This window comes from Caballeronia zhejiangensis, from assembly GCF_022879815.1.
Classification (GTDB): Bacteria; Pseudomonadota; Gammaproteobacteria; order Burkholderiales; family Burkholderiaceae; genus Caballeronia; species Caballeronia zhejiangensis.
The window spans coordinates 221740-237609 of the sequence record NZ_CP084287.1 but is presented as its reverse complement, the minus strand read 5'-3'; the positions used below and the strand labels follow the sequence as shown (position 1 = coordinate 237609).

Sequence of the window (15870 nt, the reverse complement as noted above, 5' to 3'; positions counted from 1 at the left end):
ATCGAATGCGTCCGCCTCGGCGGCCCATCTACTTGTTCACGCGAAGGAGATTCCGATGCGTAGAGTCGGCAACTTCACGCTGTTCTTCGGCGCGGAGGACGCTTTTAGCAACTGGCATCCGTGCCGCTTTACCTACCATGACGTCGATTTCCGGTCGGTGGAGCAGTTCATGATGTTTTCGAAAGCCAAGCTGTTCGGCGACGAGGACATCGCCCAGGCTGTGCTCGCCACACATCTCCCGAAGGAACAAAAAGCCCTCGGACGTAAAGTCAGAGGCTTTGATCTGGAAATGTGGAAGGCGAAACGCGAGTCGATCGTCTATGTCGGATGCCGCGAGAAGTTCGCGCAGCATCTCGGCTTGCGGACGCTGTTGCTCGCGACGGCGCCGACCGAGCTTGTCGAGGCGAGTCCCTACGACACGATATGGGGCGTGGGGCTCGGTGAGCATCATCCAGACATCACGGACAAATCGAAGTGGCGTGGCCAGAACCTCCTGGGCAAGGCACTGATGAAAGTCCGCGACACGCTGTCAACGTCATCCCTTTCTTAGCGCGCCAGAACGGCGCATCGGCAATTACTGGCTACCTTCGGGTGGCCTTTTTCATTTATAGGAGGCGATTTGAAGATCGCACATTTTTCTGACCTGCACTACGCGCCTGGCAACATCGAAGAGTCTGACCGATGCTTCGGTTTCGGCATCGACCATGCGGTGCTCGCCCACGCCGACGTCGCAGTCATCTCGGGTGATGCGACGGACCATCGTCTCGACGCACACGCGCCGTCGTTGAACCGCCTCGCACGTCGCATCAACGGTCTGAGCGGTAGCATGCCCGTTCTCATGCTGCAGGGCACGTTCTCCCATGAACCGCCGGGCACGCTACGCAACTTCGAACTGATGGCAACAACGCATCAGATTTACGTGGCGGAGCGCGTTCAGCAGGTGAGCCTTCATGAAGGTCGGTTTTACCCGTCAAGCGGTCCGGTGTACTCCGAAGAGGAGCTACGCGAGGTCCTCGCGATAGGTGCGGATGTCGTGTTCACCTGTTTGCCCACGGTCAATAAGGGGGCGCTGGCGGTCGCTGTGGGTGCCAAGGAAGCCGGGACGGGTCTTGAAGCCGTGCTGGGCGACTATCTCGCCGCAGCAGGGCGGGTCAACCAGCAGCTTCGTGCCGCAGGCATCCGGACTGTCGGGGTTTCACACGGCACGGTCAACGGTTGTACGACCGAGCACGGCGTGACGATGGCGGGATTCGATCATGAGTTTTCGCTTGGCAGTCTGTTCGAGGCCGAATGCGATGCCTTCATGCTTGGGCACATCCATAAAGCCCAGCAGTGGGAGCGAGCGGGGCGCGTTGTGGCGTATCCCGGTTCGATCGGGCGATTCCATTACGGTGAGGAAGGCGACAAGGGCTTTCTCATGTGGAATGTCGAGGTGGGAAGCGCGCAAGCCGATCTGGTCGTTACGCCTTCTCGGCAAACGATCTGCGTCGATTTTGACGGACCGCCCGACATGCAGCGCCTGACGGCAATCGCGCTCGATGCGACCGACAAGTTCGTGCGAATTCGTTGGCAGGTCGACGAAGAGCACAAACAGTCAGTGGACCGCGACGCGATCGCGGCGCTGTTCGGCAACGCGGCCGAGCTGAAGGTCGAAGCTCGCATTCTTCCCGTCGTCCGGTCACGCGCCCAAGGCATCAGCCTCGAAACGTCAATTGACCGAAAGCTCGAGCGCTGGTGCGAACACGCTGATGTTGATCCGGCTCCCTTGCTTGACCGGCTGCAGTTGCTGGAAACGGGGGACGCGGAGGTAATTGCCGCTGGCGTGCTGGCTCGACTGAGCGACGCGGACGCATTGTCGAGCATATCCGAGCCTGCGCCGGTGATGGCCCACGTAGCTCCGGATGGCGATGTCTGCGACGATGCACTGCCCATGCCAGATGCGACGGTGGAAATCGTCGAGTCGGCTTCGGCAGATCAGCTTTCGTGGCTCAACGATGATTTGTTTGCGGCTTAATTACCAAATGAGGTAGCCGCGCATGCAGGGGAGGCCAGTAAGGCTCCTCTGCTTGAACACGCAAGCCGTGTTCCGATAGCCGACTATCAACGTCGCTATCGAAACAGAGGTTTCACCGCGTCTTTGACGCATCGACTCGTAGTGGCAGGACCTTTCTCTAGCAGTTCATTTCTTCTTTCACCCTGGCGGGGAGCGATCCCTACCGGGGCCGCATTCCGCCCCCCATAACGGAGTGCATCATGTTTGGTCTTTATCCCGCTGGCCCGAACTGGGTTCGCACCTTTGCGCTGGGCGACTGCTCATCGCGTGATCTTCAAAAGTCGTTGGTCGATCTGGCCGGCTTCACCGCTGCGATTCAGCATCAGCCGTTCGGCCAGTACCGCGGCGCAGTGCTGGCGCAGTTCGGTCAGACGCTGTTGCTGGTCGCCACGACCCCCGGCGCTTGCGAGATCGCCGTTACGCCGACCGTTGAAATGCAGCACCTTCTGTGGTCGTATCAGGAAGGGTATGCAAGCCAGTGGTCGCCTGCCGAGATCCGCAGCCTCACCGGGCATAGCGGTTGGTCCGAGCTTCTGACGAACGCGCGTCGCGAGTTCGGCAGAGTCTGCGACAACGTGGCGGCCGCTCTAGACGGGACGCTTCAAGCGCCCAAAGCAGCGGTGCAGTCTATGCCGTCGGTCGTTATGAATGAGCCGTTTCCCAACGAGGACGACGACGCTTTCTATGCGCAGATGGCCGCTATGTCGGCTTCGATGAGCGTGTCGGAGGACGTGTCATGCGGCCTCTGAAACTGACATTGGAAGGCTTCGTTGGCGTGCGCGATGGCATGAAACGCGACAGCGTGACGCTCGATCTGGAGACGTTGCCGGATGGCCTGATCGCTTTGACCGGCCCTAACGGGGCGGGCAAGACAACGATCATGGACAACTTGCACCCGTATCCGATCATGCCGTCGCGCGCGTCGAAGCTGTCGGTCGACGCCTTCTCGTACTGGGATCACATCTTTGGCACCAGTGCGTTGAAGGAACTCGAATGGGAGCACGACGGCATTCGCTATCGCTCGTCCTTCACTTTTCGCAAGCCCGGCAAGACAGGCAAGGCGGAGTACTACCTTGCCTATCGTGGCGTCGACGGTAGTTGGCGCCCGGTGTCGCTGCCTGACGGAACGGTGTCGGACGGCAAGGCGGAGTCGTATAACCGCTGCGTCGAGGCGATCAACGGTTCGTTGGAAACGTTCTTCACGAGCGTGTTCTCGGCTCAGAACCGGCGGCCGCTCGCGTCCTACGGTGCCGGCGAGATCAAGACGCTGCTGGCAGAACTTCTCGGCATCGATCACCTGAAGGCATTTTCGGCGAAAGCCGCTGATGTCGCTAAGGTGCTCGGCAAGTCGCTCGAAGGCATCCAGTCTGAGCTTGGCGCGCTCGCCGGAAAGCGGCAACGTAAAGCAGACGCTGAGCAGTCGATCGTCGCGCAGGGCAACACCTTGCGTGCCGCTCGGGAGCAACGCGATGCCGCGCTGGAGCACGCGAGCAAGCTGACTCAAGAGCGGGCGACGCTTGCGGCGAAGCAGAGCGAATCGGCAACGACCGAGGCGCGCCTGCGAGAGCTGGGCGTGCGCCGCAACGAGTTGGGGCGTGCGCTGAAAAGCGCGGCCGACGACGAGCAGGCAGCTGCGGTGCGTTGTCAGCAGCGCGTTTCCGTGCTGAGTCGAACCGTGGCCACGCACCAAGCAACGCTGGCTCGCCGCCAGGCGATCCTCGGTGCGGCAGCTAAGCGCGAGGAGGCCGAGTTGGCGATTGCGCGCGAGGAAGCGAGGTTTGCTCCCCTGCAGCGCGACATTGCCGATTTAGAGGTCAAACGTGCGACGTTGACGACGCTCGATGCAACGCTTACCAGCTTGATGAACCAGGGCACGACGAAAGCCGCGCACTTCGAAACGCTGAGCAAGCAAGCGGCGGTGGCAGAGCAGGTGCCGTGCGTCGGTCATTCGATGCATGCGCAGTGTCCACTGCTCGCGCAAGCCTTTCAAGCGAAAGAGCAAGCGGAAGTGCAGCGTGTTTCGGTGGCGAATCTTCGCGCGGAGTATCGCGAGAAGAAAGCGCAGGCCGAGGCCTTGGCGCTCGTGCCGGCTGAATTGGCGGCGAAGCGTGTTGAGATGCTCGCCATCACCGATGCGGCCGCGCAGTTGCGCCGCGCCTTGCAGGCGGCGGCAGAGCTTGCCGCCACTAAGCCGTTGCTGGATGCAGCCGTGTCGGGACTTGAAGCGGCGCAAGCTGAGTTGAGTTCAATCGCCGAGGAAAGTGCCGCACGTACCGCCAAGTACCAGTCTGAGAAGACGCGTATGGAAGCGGAGCTTGCGCGCATTACCGAGGAGGTCGGGCGACTCGCGTCGGTCGACACTGCGGCAGCGATTGCGAAGCTTGACCGCGACATCGCAGCGAACCGGGAGACCGTCGCGGCGCTGGATGGTCGAATCGAGCAATCGATCCGCGCGCAGAGTGTGTTGCAGGCCGAAGCGGAAGCCCTAGCGCTGGAGTTGGAGAAGTTCTCGGCCACGCAGTCGCGTGCCGATCGCCTATCCGATGAAATCGCGCGGTGGAAGCTGCTGGCTAAGGGCTTGGGCAACGACGGCGTGATCGCGTTGACCATCGATGACGCGGGCCCGGCGCTGACGCACACCGTCAACGAGCTATTGCTCGCTTGCTACGGGATGCGCTTCACCGTGGAAATCCGCACGCAGCGCACGCTCGCAAGCGGTGAATTGCGCGAAGGCTTTGAGATCCTTGTTCACGACGCCGAGTCCGACAGCAGCAAGTCGGTCTCCGTCTTGTCCGGCGGTCAGAAGGTCTGGATCAACGAGTGCCTCACGCGGGGCATCGCGCTCTATCTCGCGCAGAACACCGGTCAGCCGTATCAGACCTTGTTCAGCGACGAGTCAGACGGCCCGCTCGATCCCGAGCGCAAAGTGCAGTTCATGCGAATGAAGCGCGAGGTGTTGCGCCAAGGCGGGTATCAGCGGGAGTTCTTCATCTCGCAGACGCCCGACCTTGTCGCTGAGGCCGACGCAGTCATCGACGTTCAGGCGCTTGCCGCCTGATTTTTTATCAACCCTTGTGGGGAGTCGCCCCACAAGGGGCGCTCCTCGTTTCTCCTCTTTCTCGCGCCCTTCAGCGCTATCCCATATGGCAAACCTTTTGATGCTGCTGCTCGCGGCAGCCGGCAGTCCGTCTCATTCGAATGCGGTGCGTCACCAGCCGCCAACGCAGCAAGCCGCACCGGCCACTGCGCAATCGCAACCGCCGCGGCCGCCGGACCTGCGTCGCGCGTCCGCGTTCGATAAAGGCCGTCTGCGTCGCATCTGACACCGGCTCATTCTCTTTCACTTCTTGACTGGAGCCTTCCATGGCCTATTCCTGCACTGATTTCGTTGACGACGTACTGAACGACATGGTGATCCGAAACTGGATCAAACCCGAGCAGTACGGGTCCGATGACCCGCAAGCCCAATGCGATGCGGTGTTGGGCGCGATCAGCGACGCTGACGTCTCGCTGCGCCTCGCCGCTGACGCGAAGCAGTTCCATGCGGAACTGCTGGATGCCGTCGAAACGCTGACCGCCATCGCCGAACAGCATGGCGCGCTCGCCCTCGCGAATGTCGTCTATCTCCAGACGGCGATCTTGAAAGGCGGTGTGATCGAGCTCACGCACAAAGAAGCGGACGCGTTCTCGTTCGTCAGAGAGCTGCCTTCGGGCGGTCGCTGGTGGCAAAGCGTCAAGCTGATCGAGTAAGCGGCGCGAAACGCAGTCCAATTTCTTTTCTCAACCCTTGCGGGCAAGCGGCCCGCTAGGGTCGCTCCGCTCTTTCTGTGGAGTGTTTTTCATGTTTGAAGCAGCGAAGCTGGGCGCATCGCCGGAGCAGTTCGCCAACCTCGAAGCGGCGATTGGTTACATCGCCGGCACCGCGACGCACGCGGGCGAAGTTCGTCCGTGGGTCCGGAATGTCGATACGAAGGTCTTCCTGATCATCGGCGGCAGAGTGCAACCCCAAAACGGGGTGCGTCAATGACGCCGCCGTGGCTGGAGCAATACGCCAGCGGCCAGAAGACCGGCTACGCGCAAGCGTTCATGTCTTACGCCGAGTACTACGGAGTCGACGGATCTGCTGACGATGACCCGGAAATCGAAGAGCGGATTGCCATGCACCGGCAGCCGCTCATCGGTTACGCGAGTCGCACCGGCACCCGCCGCAACCTCGCCGCACTCAAGGGCGCCGACTGGCGCTTGTTGGTCTCGGCCAAGGGCGAGTTGCGTACCGAGGGCTTCGATCGCTACGCGTTGGATAACGGCGCTTGGACCGCGTACCAGCAAGGTCAGCCCTTCGATGAGCACGCGTTTTCGGTCGCAGTCGAACGGCTCGGCGAGCGAGCCGATTGGCTCGTCCTTCCGGACATCGTCATGGGTGGCATGGCCTCGCTCGACTACTCGCTGAAGTGGCTAGAACGACTTCGCGGGATGCCGTGCCGGATGCTGATCGCAGTTCAGAACGGTATGCAGGTCGAAGACCTGGCATCACTTCTGTCGCCTGCTGTCGGCATCTTCATTGGCGGTTCGACAGAGTGGAAAGAGCAGACTGCGCACGTGTGGGGGTCGCTCGCGCGACGGCGTCACTGCTACTTGCACGTCGGTCGGGTGAACTCGGCGCGGCGCATTCGCATTTGTGCGGCCGCCGGTGCGGACAGTTTCGACGGTACCAGCGTGAGCCGGTATGCGAAGACGCTTCCGCGGCTGGATCGAGCAACACGCCAAGCAGACATGTTTGCCGCAGCGCACGACGGTCTGGAAGAGGCGCAACGAGCGACGGCTGACCTTTTGATCTGATTTAGACCCATAACCCTTTGAACCCTTTCGGGAGCGCATCCCGTTAGGGTCGCTCCTATTCTTTTGGAGCGAGCAAGATGGAACAAGAAATTCTCTCGAAGATGGAAGCTGCCATCAGCGTCATGCAGCGACACGTTGAACTTGGGCATAGCCTCAGCTGCGCCTATTCGGGCGGCAAGGACAGCACGTGTGCTCTGGTGTTGATGGTTGAGGCGATTCGCCGTGCCGGCGGCACGACGATCACCCACCATGTTCAGTCGGCCGACACGACGATCGAAAATCCTACAATCGCAAACTTCTTGCACTCAGTGTTGGACGAGCTGCAGTTGTATATCGAAGCGTCGGCGTTGCCAGTGCAAACCCATGTCACGACGCCTTCTTTGGCAAGCCAGTTCGTCGTCTCGACGATAGGGCGGGGAACGTTGGCACGCACGCCAGAGAACGGTGTGCGAGACGGCAGACGGACCCGTGCATGCGCGGATTCTTGGAAGGTACGTCCGGGAGGTCGCCTTCGAACATTGCTCGAACGCCAGGCGGCAGATGACGGCGCTCGCGAAGTCATAACGGTGCTGGGCCTACGCAGGGATGAAAGTACCTCACGCGCGGTGGCAATGACCGAGCGACACGATAACGCCGATCATCCGGTGAGAAGCAGAACCGGGGCGCTCACACTCAGCCCGTTAAGCGAATGGTCCTCAGATGATGTTTGGACAATGCTCGCGATGCTGGCGGATGCTCAAAGCCTGCCGTTTCCATCGCCGTTGATGCCGCGCACGATACACCGCCTGTCCGAAGTCTATCGCGCAGGGAACGGTGGAACGTGTGGTGTCGTGGTGGGCGACTCGGGCGCTCGGGCTTCTTGTGGCAGTCGTTTCGGGTGCGCCGTATGTCTTGTCAGCGGCGATCGCGACAAGTCGCTTGAGGCGATGATCGAGGATGAACAGTACGGGCATCTTCGACCGCTGAACGACTTCCGCAACTATTTGCTCGCGATCCAGTGGGATATGTCGCGTCGCGAATTGGTAGGGCGGTCCCTGAGCGATGCAGGCTACACGCGCATTCAGGCAGACACGTACAGCTATGCAACGCGTATCGATTTGCTGAAGATGCTTATCAGTATCGACGCTGCCGAGCGGGACCGGGCTGAGGCGCATTCGGCCGACCTCGCTATTGGTTCTATCGCTGATACGGAGCAGAACCGGATGCTGTGCGAGCCGCAGTTCGAGTTCGTGACGCCGCAGCAGTTGGTGGCCATCGACTTCTTTCTGTCGATGCATCACTACGCGCCGCATGCGTTTCCGGCGCTGGCGGTGTGGCATGACGTGAACGTGCTTGGGCGCCGGTATCCGGTTCCGAAGCTCGACGGCTTGCCGAAGACTGACATCGTGCTGCACGGCTGGTATCCGGTCGGACAGTACGACCGCGATGCGCCTTCGGTCGGGCTGCGCTCGTTCGATGCAGAGCAGTGGAATCCGTATCGGCATCCGGGGCGGCCCGGGCGGTATGCTCGGACGACCGGTGGTGAGCAGACGGTGTATTTCGAAGAAGCCACGCAGTTTGAGGTGGACGCCGAAGCCGCCTGTGCGTTCGTGACGTGTACCTATGACACTGTCTTCATGCTGGACACGCAGCATCGCGACGCGATCGACTCAGCGCACTTCTGGCTGAACGAGGGCATCGTGAAGTTGCCGACCGGCATGGCGCAGCGGTATCAGGACATGGCCAAGCGCGGGCAGTACTTCGCGCGATTGGCGCAACGCTTAAACGTGACGCCGGCAGAGCTCGACGCGCATTTGGTCGACAACGCTATCGGCGACGACGACCATCAAGCACTGTTGTGCTGTGACCCGACGCAGTTGAATCTCTTTGCTGAGGCGGCTTAGCCGCCCCGTCGCACTATTCACAAGCTCCGGGTCGTCCGCCGGAGCTTTTTTTTCGTCTGGCGCTCGGTGTTTTAACGTGGGAGGAATGGATAATGCGCCGGACAAAAAAATGACAAACGGGCCGCAGACATGATTGTTCGAATCGCACAGTACCGGCTCACGACGCGCTTGATGTTTGGTATCGCATCTACGGCCGCTGTGCTCCTGGCGCAGCAGGCATTAGCGTTGATCGCACATGGGCGCCTCACGTTTCTTCTTTTGAGCGCTGCTCTACCGTTCGTTACGGTGCTTTTCGGGGCGTGGTCGGGCGCACTGCTGCTGGCGGCAGGGCTCATCTATGGCGCCCTTTGGATGCAGCCTCTTGGCAGCTTGGAGGTGCTAGGCGAGAACGACCGGGTCATGTTGTTGGCGGTTTTCGTCGTCGGCGCGCTGCTGATCCTTGCTGGGAAACAACTCGCCAAAGTGGCTCAGCGCGCAGGAAAAGCAGAGGCGGCTAATCGCGATGCCGCGCAGCGCCTCTTGGAGTTGGAGCGCGACGCGCGGCATCGATTCGATGTCGCGTTGAACAGTGCCGGCGTGCCGTTTTTCATCGTTACCCCGGTTCTCCGCGACGGTCACATCACGGAGCTTAGGTGGGACTACGTCAACGACGCGGCCGCACGTCTTTTCAACCCTGCCGCAGGGATCGTGGTTGGCAGCTCAACCTTGTATGTACGTCCTGTAGGGTGGGATGCAGACGTTCTGCTCAGCCGCCTAGCGCCACTTGCCGAGCACGACGGGCGCGACGCCTTTGATGTGCGAGTGCAAGCAGAGGACGGCGAACACTGGTTTCACGTCGTCGCGGCGTCACTGGAGGGTTCGGTCGTTGCTTGGTTCGGTGATGTCACGCCGCGCGTTCGGGCGGAACAGGCGCTATCAGAGGCCGATCGTCGCAAGGATGAGTTCCTTGCAACCCTCGCGCACGAGCTGCGCAACCCGCTTGCGCCGATTAGACAAGTGGCCGAGATACTGGAGCAACCCCGACTGACGGATGACGGCAGGAAGTGGTGCGTCGCGGTGCTGCGCCGCCAGTCAGCAGCAATGGCACTCTTATTGGATGACTTGCTCGATGTGTCGCGGATTACACGGGGAGCGCTGGCGTTGCGCAAGGAGGTCGTGTCGCTGCGGGAAGTTGTTGACGAAGCTGTGGAGATCGCGAGGCCGATTCTTGAAGCCAAGGCGCACGAGCTTCTAGTGAAGCCGCTCGCGCGGCCATTGCACGTTGAGGCGGACCGCCTTCGACTCGCCCAGGTGCTGGGCAACCTGCTGACAAACGCCGCGAAATACACGCCTCCGGGTGGGCACATCGAAGTGGCAACGACGGCAGAGGATGCCGAGATCGTGCTATCAGTAAGTGACAATGGAATTGGGATCGAGCCCGACAAGCTGTCGGCCATCTTCTCGATGTTTTCGCAGGTGAACCCTGATCACCACCGCGAGGGAGGACTCGGTATCGGTCTCGCGCTGTCAAAGTCGCTGATCGAAATGCATGGAGGTCGGCTGACGGCGTCGAGCGGCGGGAAAGATCGGGGAAGCTGCTTTTCCGTTCACCTTCCAGTCGACATTCGGGTGGTGGCCGCTCCGGCACCAGCGCGTGACGCGCCAGCCATCGTGTCGGCGCTTGTAAAGCGTTGCATTCTGGTCGTTGACGACAATGTCGATGCAGCGGATGCGCTCACTGCGCTCCTCGAGCTCGAGGGGCACGAGGTGCGGACGGTCTATTCGGGCGAGGAAGCCATCGACGTGCTCAATCACTACGTCCCCGAGGTGGTACTGCTCGACCTTGGTTTGCCGGGAATGAGCGGAATCGACGTCGCGCGTCGCATCAGAACGATGCCTGCGACGAAGGATGTCACGATGATTGCCATCACCGGCTGGGGGCAGCCTCACGACCGTGCGCGGACCGCCGAAGCCGGGTTTGACTTCCATTTTACGAAGCCGGTCGATGTCGTCCAACTCAACGAAGCGATCGACAGTGCGGGTACAGCCGCTTGACCGGAAGGCGCGCCCGAGGCGCACCCACCGCCCCAGTGGACTGTGCCTTGCTGACGTTTAGAGCAGAGACGACGATGACGGAGGCTCAAATGTGCTACGGAAATCCGCAACAACTGCTGGACGAAATTCTGAAGGTGCGTCGGCTGGAGCCCGACCGATATGGCCACACCGCGCTCGACAATTTCGAGCACTTCTGCGCGTATTCAGGCTGCGATGCTGCGACCATCGGCGAGGAAGCGTTCGCGTGGGCGAAGCTTGCTTACGTGAGCGCTCAACTTCCGCCTGCGCCCGCACAGCCAGATCCCACCGACAGAGCAACTACCGTTGGTGCGGACCATAGCTACCGCAATGCCACAACCGTCCGCTAGCATCGTCCGAAAAGTTTGCCTTATTTAGGGTAAACGCCAGGTACAAATTGCCGCTCAGTTTCTTAGCATCTGGGAAAGCACTAGATCCTGAGAGAAAGCGGTCAATGCAAGCTGAGTACAAGATCCTCTATAAGGGGTGCACGCTGTCGCCTATTGCGATCGACGACGGCGAGTTCTATACCGCGATGGTCGTTGTGAATACAGCCGACGGCGAAATGCGCGCAAGCGGTTCACTGGGGCAGTTCCCATGCGCCTTGTCGGCGAGGCAGTTCGCTATCGCCCACGGGATGGCGGAAGTGGATCACAGGGACCCCCCCGTTCCTGACTGGCCGACCCACATCAAGCTGTCAAGTGTCCCGCGCCGCGTCCGTGCTTAGTAGCTGAATCGCTCGCGGCTGGCGGTAGTCTTCGGGGCAGTCGTCCGCTCGACAACCTCCGCCGCATTGACCACCTGATTGCGGCCGCGCGCTTTGGCTCGGTACAGGGCAGCGTCAGTCAGGCGCAGCAGGGCGGTCGCCGACTCGGGCTGGTCGGGGAACGTGCAAGCCGAGCCGATCGAGACGGTAACGGGTCCGCCACTCGGCGACGCCGATGGGATCGCGAGCTTCTCCACGGCCGCCCTTAGTGACTGTCCGACGCGCAGTCCCGCCGCCGACTCGCAAGCAGGCAGCACCACGACGAACTCTTCACCGCCGTAACGCGCGACGAAATCGCTCTGCCGACGCAAGGCGCCCGCAAGCGCGCTCGCGACTTGTTTCAGGCACTCATCGCCCGCGAGATGCCCGAACGTGTCGTTGTATTGCTTGAAGTGGTCCACATCGATCATTAAGACGCACAAGGGTTGGCTACTTCCGAAAGCGAGAGAAAATTCGCGCACAAAGCGCTCATCGAAGTACGCGCGGTTGAAGACGCCCGTGAGGCCGTCACGCGCCGACGTCTCGACCAACGTCCGGTGAGTCTCGGACAGACGGCGATAAAGGCCCGTTGTCTCATAGATCAACATCCCCAGCACTGCGCTCGACGACACCATCGAGGCCCCACGTGCGGCATACCAGCCTATGCTGTAACGCGCGCTCGCAGATAAGGTCAGCGTCACATCAATCAGTGTGCCGAGCAGCGCGACGCCTAGCCATAGGTCCATCAGCGAGCGCAGGCGGGTGGTCGAAACGTGGAGTCCGAGCGCGGCCAGACACATCGCTTCGACAATGAGTCCAGCGGGGCTGCTGGATAGCTGCGCATAGGAGCCAGATTGCGCGACAAACGACGGAAGGTGTGATTGGCCGGCGGTTGCGAGCGCACTTAGTGCGATCGCTATGGCGACGGCCCCCACGGCGACGGCTCTGCCGCGCGCCCGGTGTGTCAAGCTCGATTGAGCGGAGCGGGAAATCAAAGAGGCCGTGACAAGCGCAGGGAAGCCGCCGTGCCAGAACACCCAGATCCAGATTGCCGTTTGCGGCCCAGCGCCGAGCAGACCAGTCGGCGAGAAGATGCCCGGAAAGACGAGTAGCTGAATCGCGGCGATCACGCTGGTGAACGCGTATGCGCCGCTGAGCGCGGCGAACAGCAGTCTCCCGGAGACGGCGTACTGTGTCCAGAGCAGCAAGGCAGTCAGGCCCTCGGTAACGGTGACCCACGTGGCAAATACAGGCAGGAAGGCGGGAATGACCGGACCGGCGTTTTTGGCGTGCGGCCAGACGAGGACGGCAGCAAAAATCGACAGAGCCGCCGCAGCAGCGGCCATTGCGCGATGGCGCGGGGTGGAGGGCAGATGAATGAGCGTGGTTTGCATCGTAGGAGAAGGCGTAAGCGCGACCGCTGCCGCTGTAGCCCTCGGGCAGGGTACGTAACCTTCGTTTAACGGCCACGGCCAGCAATTCTTGACAAGCCGGTTCGGAGATTGCTATCGGCAGCGAGCAACGGTAGCTTCGTTCGATTGCCATGAAAGTGACTATTGTCTCGCACGAGCCTCCACCGCTCGGATCGGCGGAGGACCTCCATCGGTTCCGCTTCGAAGCCGAAGACGGCTCGGGGTTGCCCAGACGCCACGAGATCACGCTGCGCACTGCTCGTGTGATCGCTGAGAATCTGGATCGCCGCGACTCCGTCACCAAAATGCTTCGGGCTATCGTCAGCACGGAACGCGCCGACTACGACGGTTTGATCAGTAACACCTACATCGATGACAAGGACGCCGACGATGCCCCACACGCCCCAGCCCAACGACGAATCAGCCCGAAAAGCCGAGTATCGGGAATGGACCATTGACTCACGGCCGGTACCAACCGGCCATCACTGGCACTCGTGGTGCGAGGTCGAGCGCAAACCGACCGAAGACGAAGCTGACGGACAGATCTTCCACTTCTCCGACATTGGGTACTTTGACACTGAGCGCGCGGCGCATGACCGGGCAATTGCTTGGGCGAAGGCATGGATAGAAGAGAACTTCTAGGGGGACGGTGACGGATGAAAGCGTCTGGCAAGCACTTTGCGCTGGCTCAGCGAATCTTTCTTACTGGAATCCCGCCATGACCCGCGACAACGAATCTGTGGGCGAGGTAGTCGTTTGTCCCGACGAACATGCAGGATGGCGCATCGAGGCTCCCGATCCGGATCGCCCGCAAGGTGTGTTCGTGACGATTGTGGCGGACAGAAAAGCGGCACTGGAACTTGCCGCGCGCCTCTATCCCAACGCGCGGATCATGGTCGTTGACGATTCTGCCGCCACATGAAAAAGCGCTCCTCGCGCGGTGGCGGGCGGAGCACCGATGAGCCATTGCCCGAGTCCATCCCTCCGCAACTGGCCACCCTCGCGCGCCGACCGCCCGCGAGCGGCGCATGGCTCTGGGAGATAAAGTTCGATGGCTATCGCCTGATGTGCAGGCTGGAAACCGGGCGCGTCAAGCTCATCACACGCGGAGGCCACGACTGGACTGAGAAGATGCGCACGCTGGCGGCCGCCATCGAGGAAATGCCGGTTGACAATGCCTGGCTCGACGGAGAGGTTGTCGTGCTTACCGATTCGGGCACTCCCGATTTCAACGCTTTGCAGAACGCGTTCGACCGACGCAGCACGGCACAACTGACTTTTTTCGCGTTTGATATCCCGTTTCTGAACGGACGTGACTTGCGCGAGGTCCCGCTCTCGCAGCGCAGAGAGCTGCTCGGCGAGTTGATCGCCCAGACGTCGAGCGAGCGCGTGCGCTTCAGTGAGTCCTTCACCGAAGATCCGGAATCGCTGCTCGCGTCCGCATGCCGCATGCGTCTCGAGGGAATCATCGGCAAGCGCGCCGACGCACCGTACCGCTCGGGTCGCTCGACGGACTGGATCAAGCTCAAATGCCTAAGGCGTCAAGAATTTGTCGTCGGCGGGTACACAAGACTAGCCGGCGCAAAGAGCGGGATGCGATCGCTGATGCTCGGCGTGCACGAGCGAGATGGCAGCTTGCGGTTCGCCGGCACTGTGAAGGCGGAATTGAAGCCGCGCCCGCTCGCTGAACTTGAGAAGAAGGCGGCGAAGCTCGTTCGCGACAATCCGCCTTTCTATAACCCGCCCCCGCGCGAGAAAGAACGCGACTTCGTTTGGCTGGAACCTGAACTCGTCGTTGAAGCGTCGTTCCTCGAATGGACGCCTTCGGGCGAAGTTCGTCACCCCGTTTTCCAAGGCATGCGCGACGACAAGCCCGCCACTGCCGTGACGGAAGAGACTGTCGTCGACGTCGATGAACCCGAAACCCTGCCGCAGGCCAAGGGGACCACGCGGGTGTCACCCGGCCGGGCGGGACCGCTCGTCATCGCGGGCGTGAAAGTGTCCAACGCGGAACGCATCATTGATGACGTGACGCGCATGAAGAAAATTGATCTCGTGCGGTACTACGACGAGATTGCGGAGTTCGCGTTGCCGTACCTAAAGGATAGACCGGTGTCGCTGGTCCGCGCGCCTGAGGGAATCCACGGCGAGCTGTTTTTCCAGAAGCACGAGGAGCGTTCGAAGATTCCCGGTATCACGCGGTTGCCGGTCGAGATGCACCCTGGCCACCCGCCGCTGCTGGTCGTCGACCATCACGAAGCGCTCATCGGCCTCGCTCAGATGAACGTCGTCGAGCTGCATAGCTGGAACGCCGTGCAGCCGGACCTCGATCATCCGGATCGCTTCATCCTCGACCTCGACCCAGACCCAGAGTTGTCATGGCAGATGATGGTCGATGCGGCGACGCTCTCCAAGGTGCTGCTCGACGAGATCGGACTCAAGAGCTTTATCAAGACGAGCGGCGGCAAGGGTTTCCATATCGTTGTGCCGCTCACGCGCCGACAGCAGTGGGGCGAGGTGAAAGACTTCTCTCAGGCGGTCGCCCGCTACATGGCGCGACTGATGCCCGAGCGCTTTTCCGCCGTCCTTGGACCCAAGAACCGGGTGAAAAAAATCTTCATCGACTACCTGCGCAACAGCAAGGGGGCGAGCACGGTCGCGGTGTTCTCCGCGCGTGCCCGATCCGGCATGGGGGTGTCGATGCCAATCGCGTGGGACGAGCTAAATGACATCGGCCGCGCCGATCAGTGGACGATAAAGACGGCCGCGCAGCGCATGCATGCGCTCCGAGCCGATCCATGGGAAGGATTTCACCGCACCCGGCAAGGCGTAACCGTGGCAATGCGAAGGGCGGTGGGCATGCGCTGACGGCCCAGACGGCTCTGC

At 61.3% G+C, this 15870-nt stretch carries 14 protein-coding genes; 13 read left to right on the top strand and 1 reads right to left on the bottom strand.

Annotated features, from left to right (window positions below; all coding sequences use genetic code 11):
* Positions 1 to 55 precede the first annotated feature (55 nt).
* The 10 genes from LDZ23_RS30755 to LDZ23_RS30710 all read left to right on the top strand — a co-directional run bounded on the left by LDZ23_RS30755 (position 56) and on the right by LDZ23_RS30710 (position 11177).
* On the top strand, positions 56 to 550 hold the full coding sequence (locus tag LDZ23_RS30755) for a riboflavin biosynthesis intermediates N-glycosidase (protein WP_244808762.1): 495 nt from the start codon (positions 56 to 58) through the stop codon (positions 548 to 550).
* 69 nt (positions 551 to 619) lie between these two features.
* Positions 620 to 2014, top strand: a complete 1395-nt coding sequence (locus LDZ23_RS30750; protein ID WP_244808761.1) for a metallophosphoesterase family protein — start codon at positions 620 to 622, stop codon at positions 2012 to 2014.
* A gap of 239 nt (positions 2015 to 2253) precedes the next feature.
* Entirely contained in the window at positions 2254 to 2802 is a 549-nt protein-coding gene (locus LDZ23_RS30745) for a hypothetical protein (RefSeq protein WP_244808760.1), read from the top strand.
* Positions 2790 to 5111, top strand: coding sequence for an SMC family ATPase (locus LDZ23_RS30740; RefSeq protein ID WP_244808759.1), 2322 nt, complete (start codon positions 2790 to 2792; stop codon positions 5109 to 5111). Before LDZ23_RS30745 ends, LDZ23_RS30740 begins: the two co-directional genes overlap by 13 nt.
* A 305-nt stretch (positions 5112 to 5416) precedes the next feature.
* On the top strand, positions 5417 to 5803 hold the full coding sequence (locus LDZ23_RS30735) for a hypothetical protein (RefSeq protein ID WP_244808758.1): 387 nt from the start codon (positions 5417 to 5419) through the stop codon (positions 5801 to 5803).
* 91 nt (positions 5804 to 5894) lie between these two features.
* Positions 5895 to 6080 carry a hypothetical protein gene (locus LDZ23_RS30730; protein WP_008343260.1) on the top strand — a complete coding sequence of 62 codons (186 nt, stop codon included), beginning with the start codon at positions 5895 to 5897 and terminating at the stop codon, positions 6078 to 6080.
* Positions 6077 to 6892 carry a hypothetical protein gene (locus LDZ23_RS30725; protein WP_244808757.1) on the top strand — a complete coding sequence of 272 codons (816 nt, stop codon included), beginning with the start codon at positions 6077 to 6079 and terminating at the stop codon, positions 6890 to 6892. Before LDZ23_RS30730 ends, LDZ23_RS30725 begins: the two co-directional genes overlap by 4 nt.
* Positions 6893 to 6969: 77 nt before the next feature.
* Complete coding sequence (locus tag LDZ23_RS30720) at positions 6970 to 8775, top strand: phosphoadenosine phosphosulfate reductase domain-containing protein (protein WP_244808756.1); 1806 nt, start codon at positions 6970 to 6972, stop codon at positions 8773 to 8775.
* Between the two features lie 129 nt (positions 8776 to 8904).
* Positions 8905 to 10809: a hybrid sensor histidine kinase/response regulator gene (locus LDZ23_RS30715; RefSeq protein WP_244808755.1), complete on the top strand. Its 1905-nt coding sequence runs from the start codon at positions 8905 to 8907 to the stop codon at positions 10807 to 10809.
* An 89-nt stretch (positions 10810 to 10898) separates the two neighbouring features.
* Positions 10899 to 11177, top strand: a complete 279-nt coding sequence (locus tag LDZ23_RS30710; RefSeq protein ID WP_244808754.1) for a hypothetical protein — start codon at positions 10899 to 10901, stop codon at positions 11175 to 11177.
* A 373-nt stretch (positions 11178 to 11550) separates the two neighbouring features.
* Here LDZ23_RS30710 and LDZ23_RS30705 read toward each other — a convergent pair whose 3' ends face one another.
* Positions 11551 to 12966, bottom strand: a complete 1416-nt coding sequence (locus LDZ23_RS30705; RefSeq protein WP_244808753.1) for a GGDEF domain-containing protein — start codon at positions 12964 to 12966, stop codon at positions 11551 to 11553.
* Between the two features lie 149 nt (positions 12967 to 13115).
* On the opposite strand from LDZ23_RS30705, the gene LDZ23_RS30700 reads away from it, so the two are divergent.
* The 3 genes from LDZ23_RS30700 (at position 13116) to ligD (ending at position 15852) form a co-directional block, all read left to right on the top strand.
* The gene (locus tag LDZ23_RS30700; RefSeq protein WP_244808752.1) at positions 13116 to 13442 is read left to right on the top strand and encodes a hypothetical protein; all 327 of its coding nucleotides are present in this window, start codon (positions 13116 to 13118) and stop codon (positions 13440 to 13442) included.
* 260 nt (positions 13443 to 13702) lie between these two features.
* Positions 13703 to 13906, top strand: a complete 204-nt coding sequence (locus tag LDZ23_RS30695) for a hypothetical protein (protein WP_244808751.1) — start codon at positions 13703 to 13705, stop codon at positions 13904 to 13906.
* Positions 13903 to 15852, top strand: coding sequence for a DNA ligase D (ligD, locus tag LDZ23_RS30690; protein ID WP_244808750.1), 1950 nt, complete (start codon positions 13903 to 13905; stop codon positions 15850 to 15852). Before LDZ23_RS30695 ends, ligD begins: the two co-directional genes overlap by 4 nt.
* Positions 15853 to 15870: the final 18 nt, after the last annotated feature.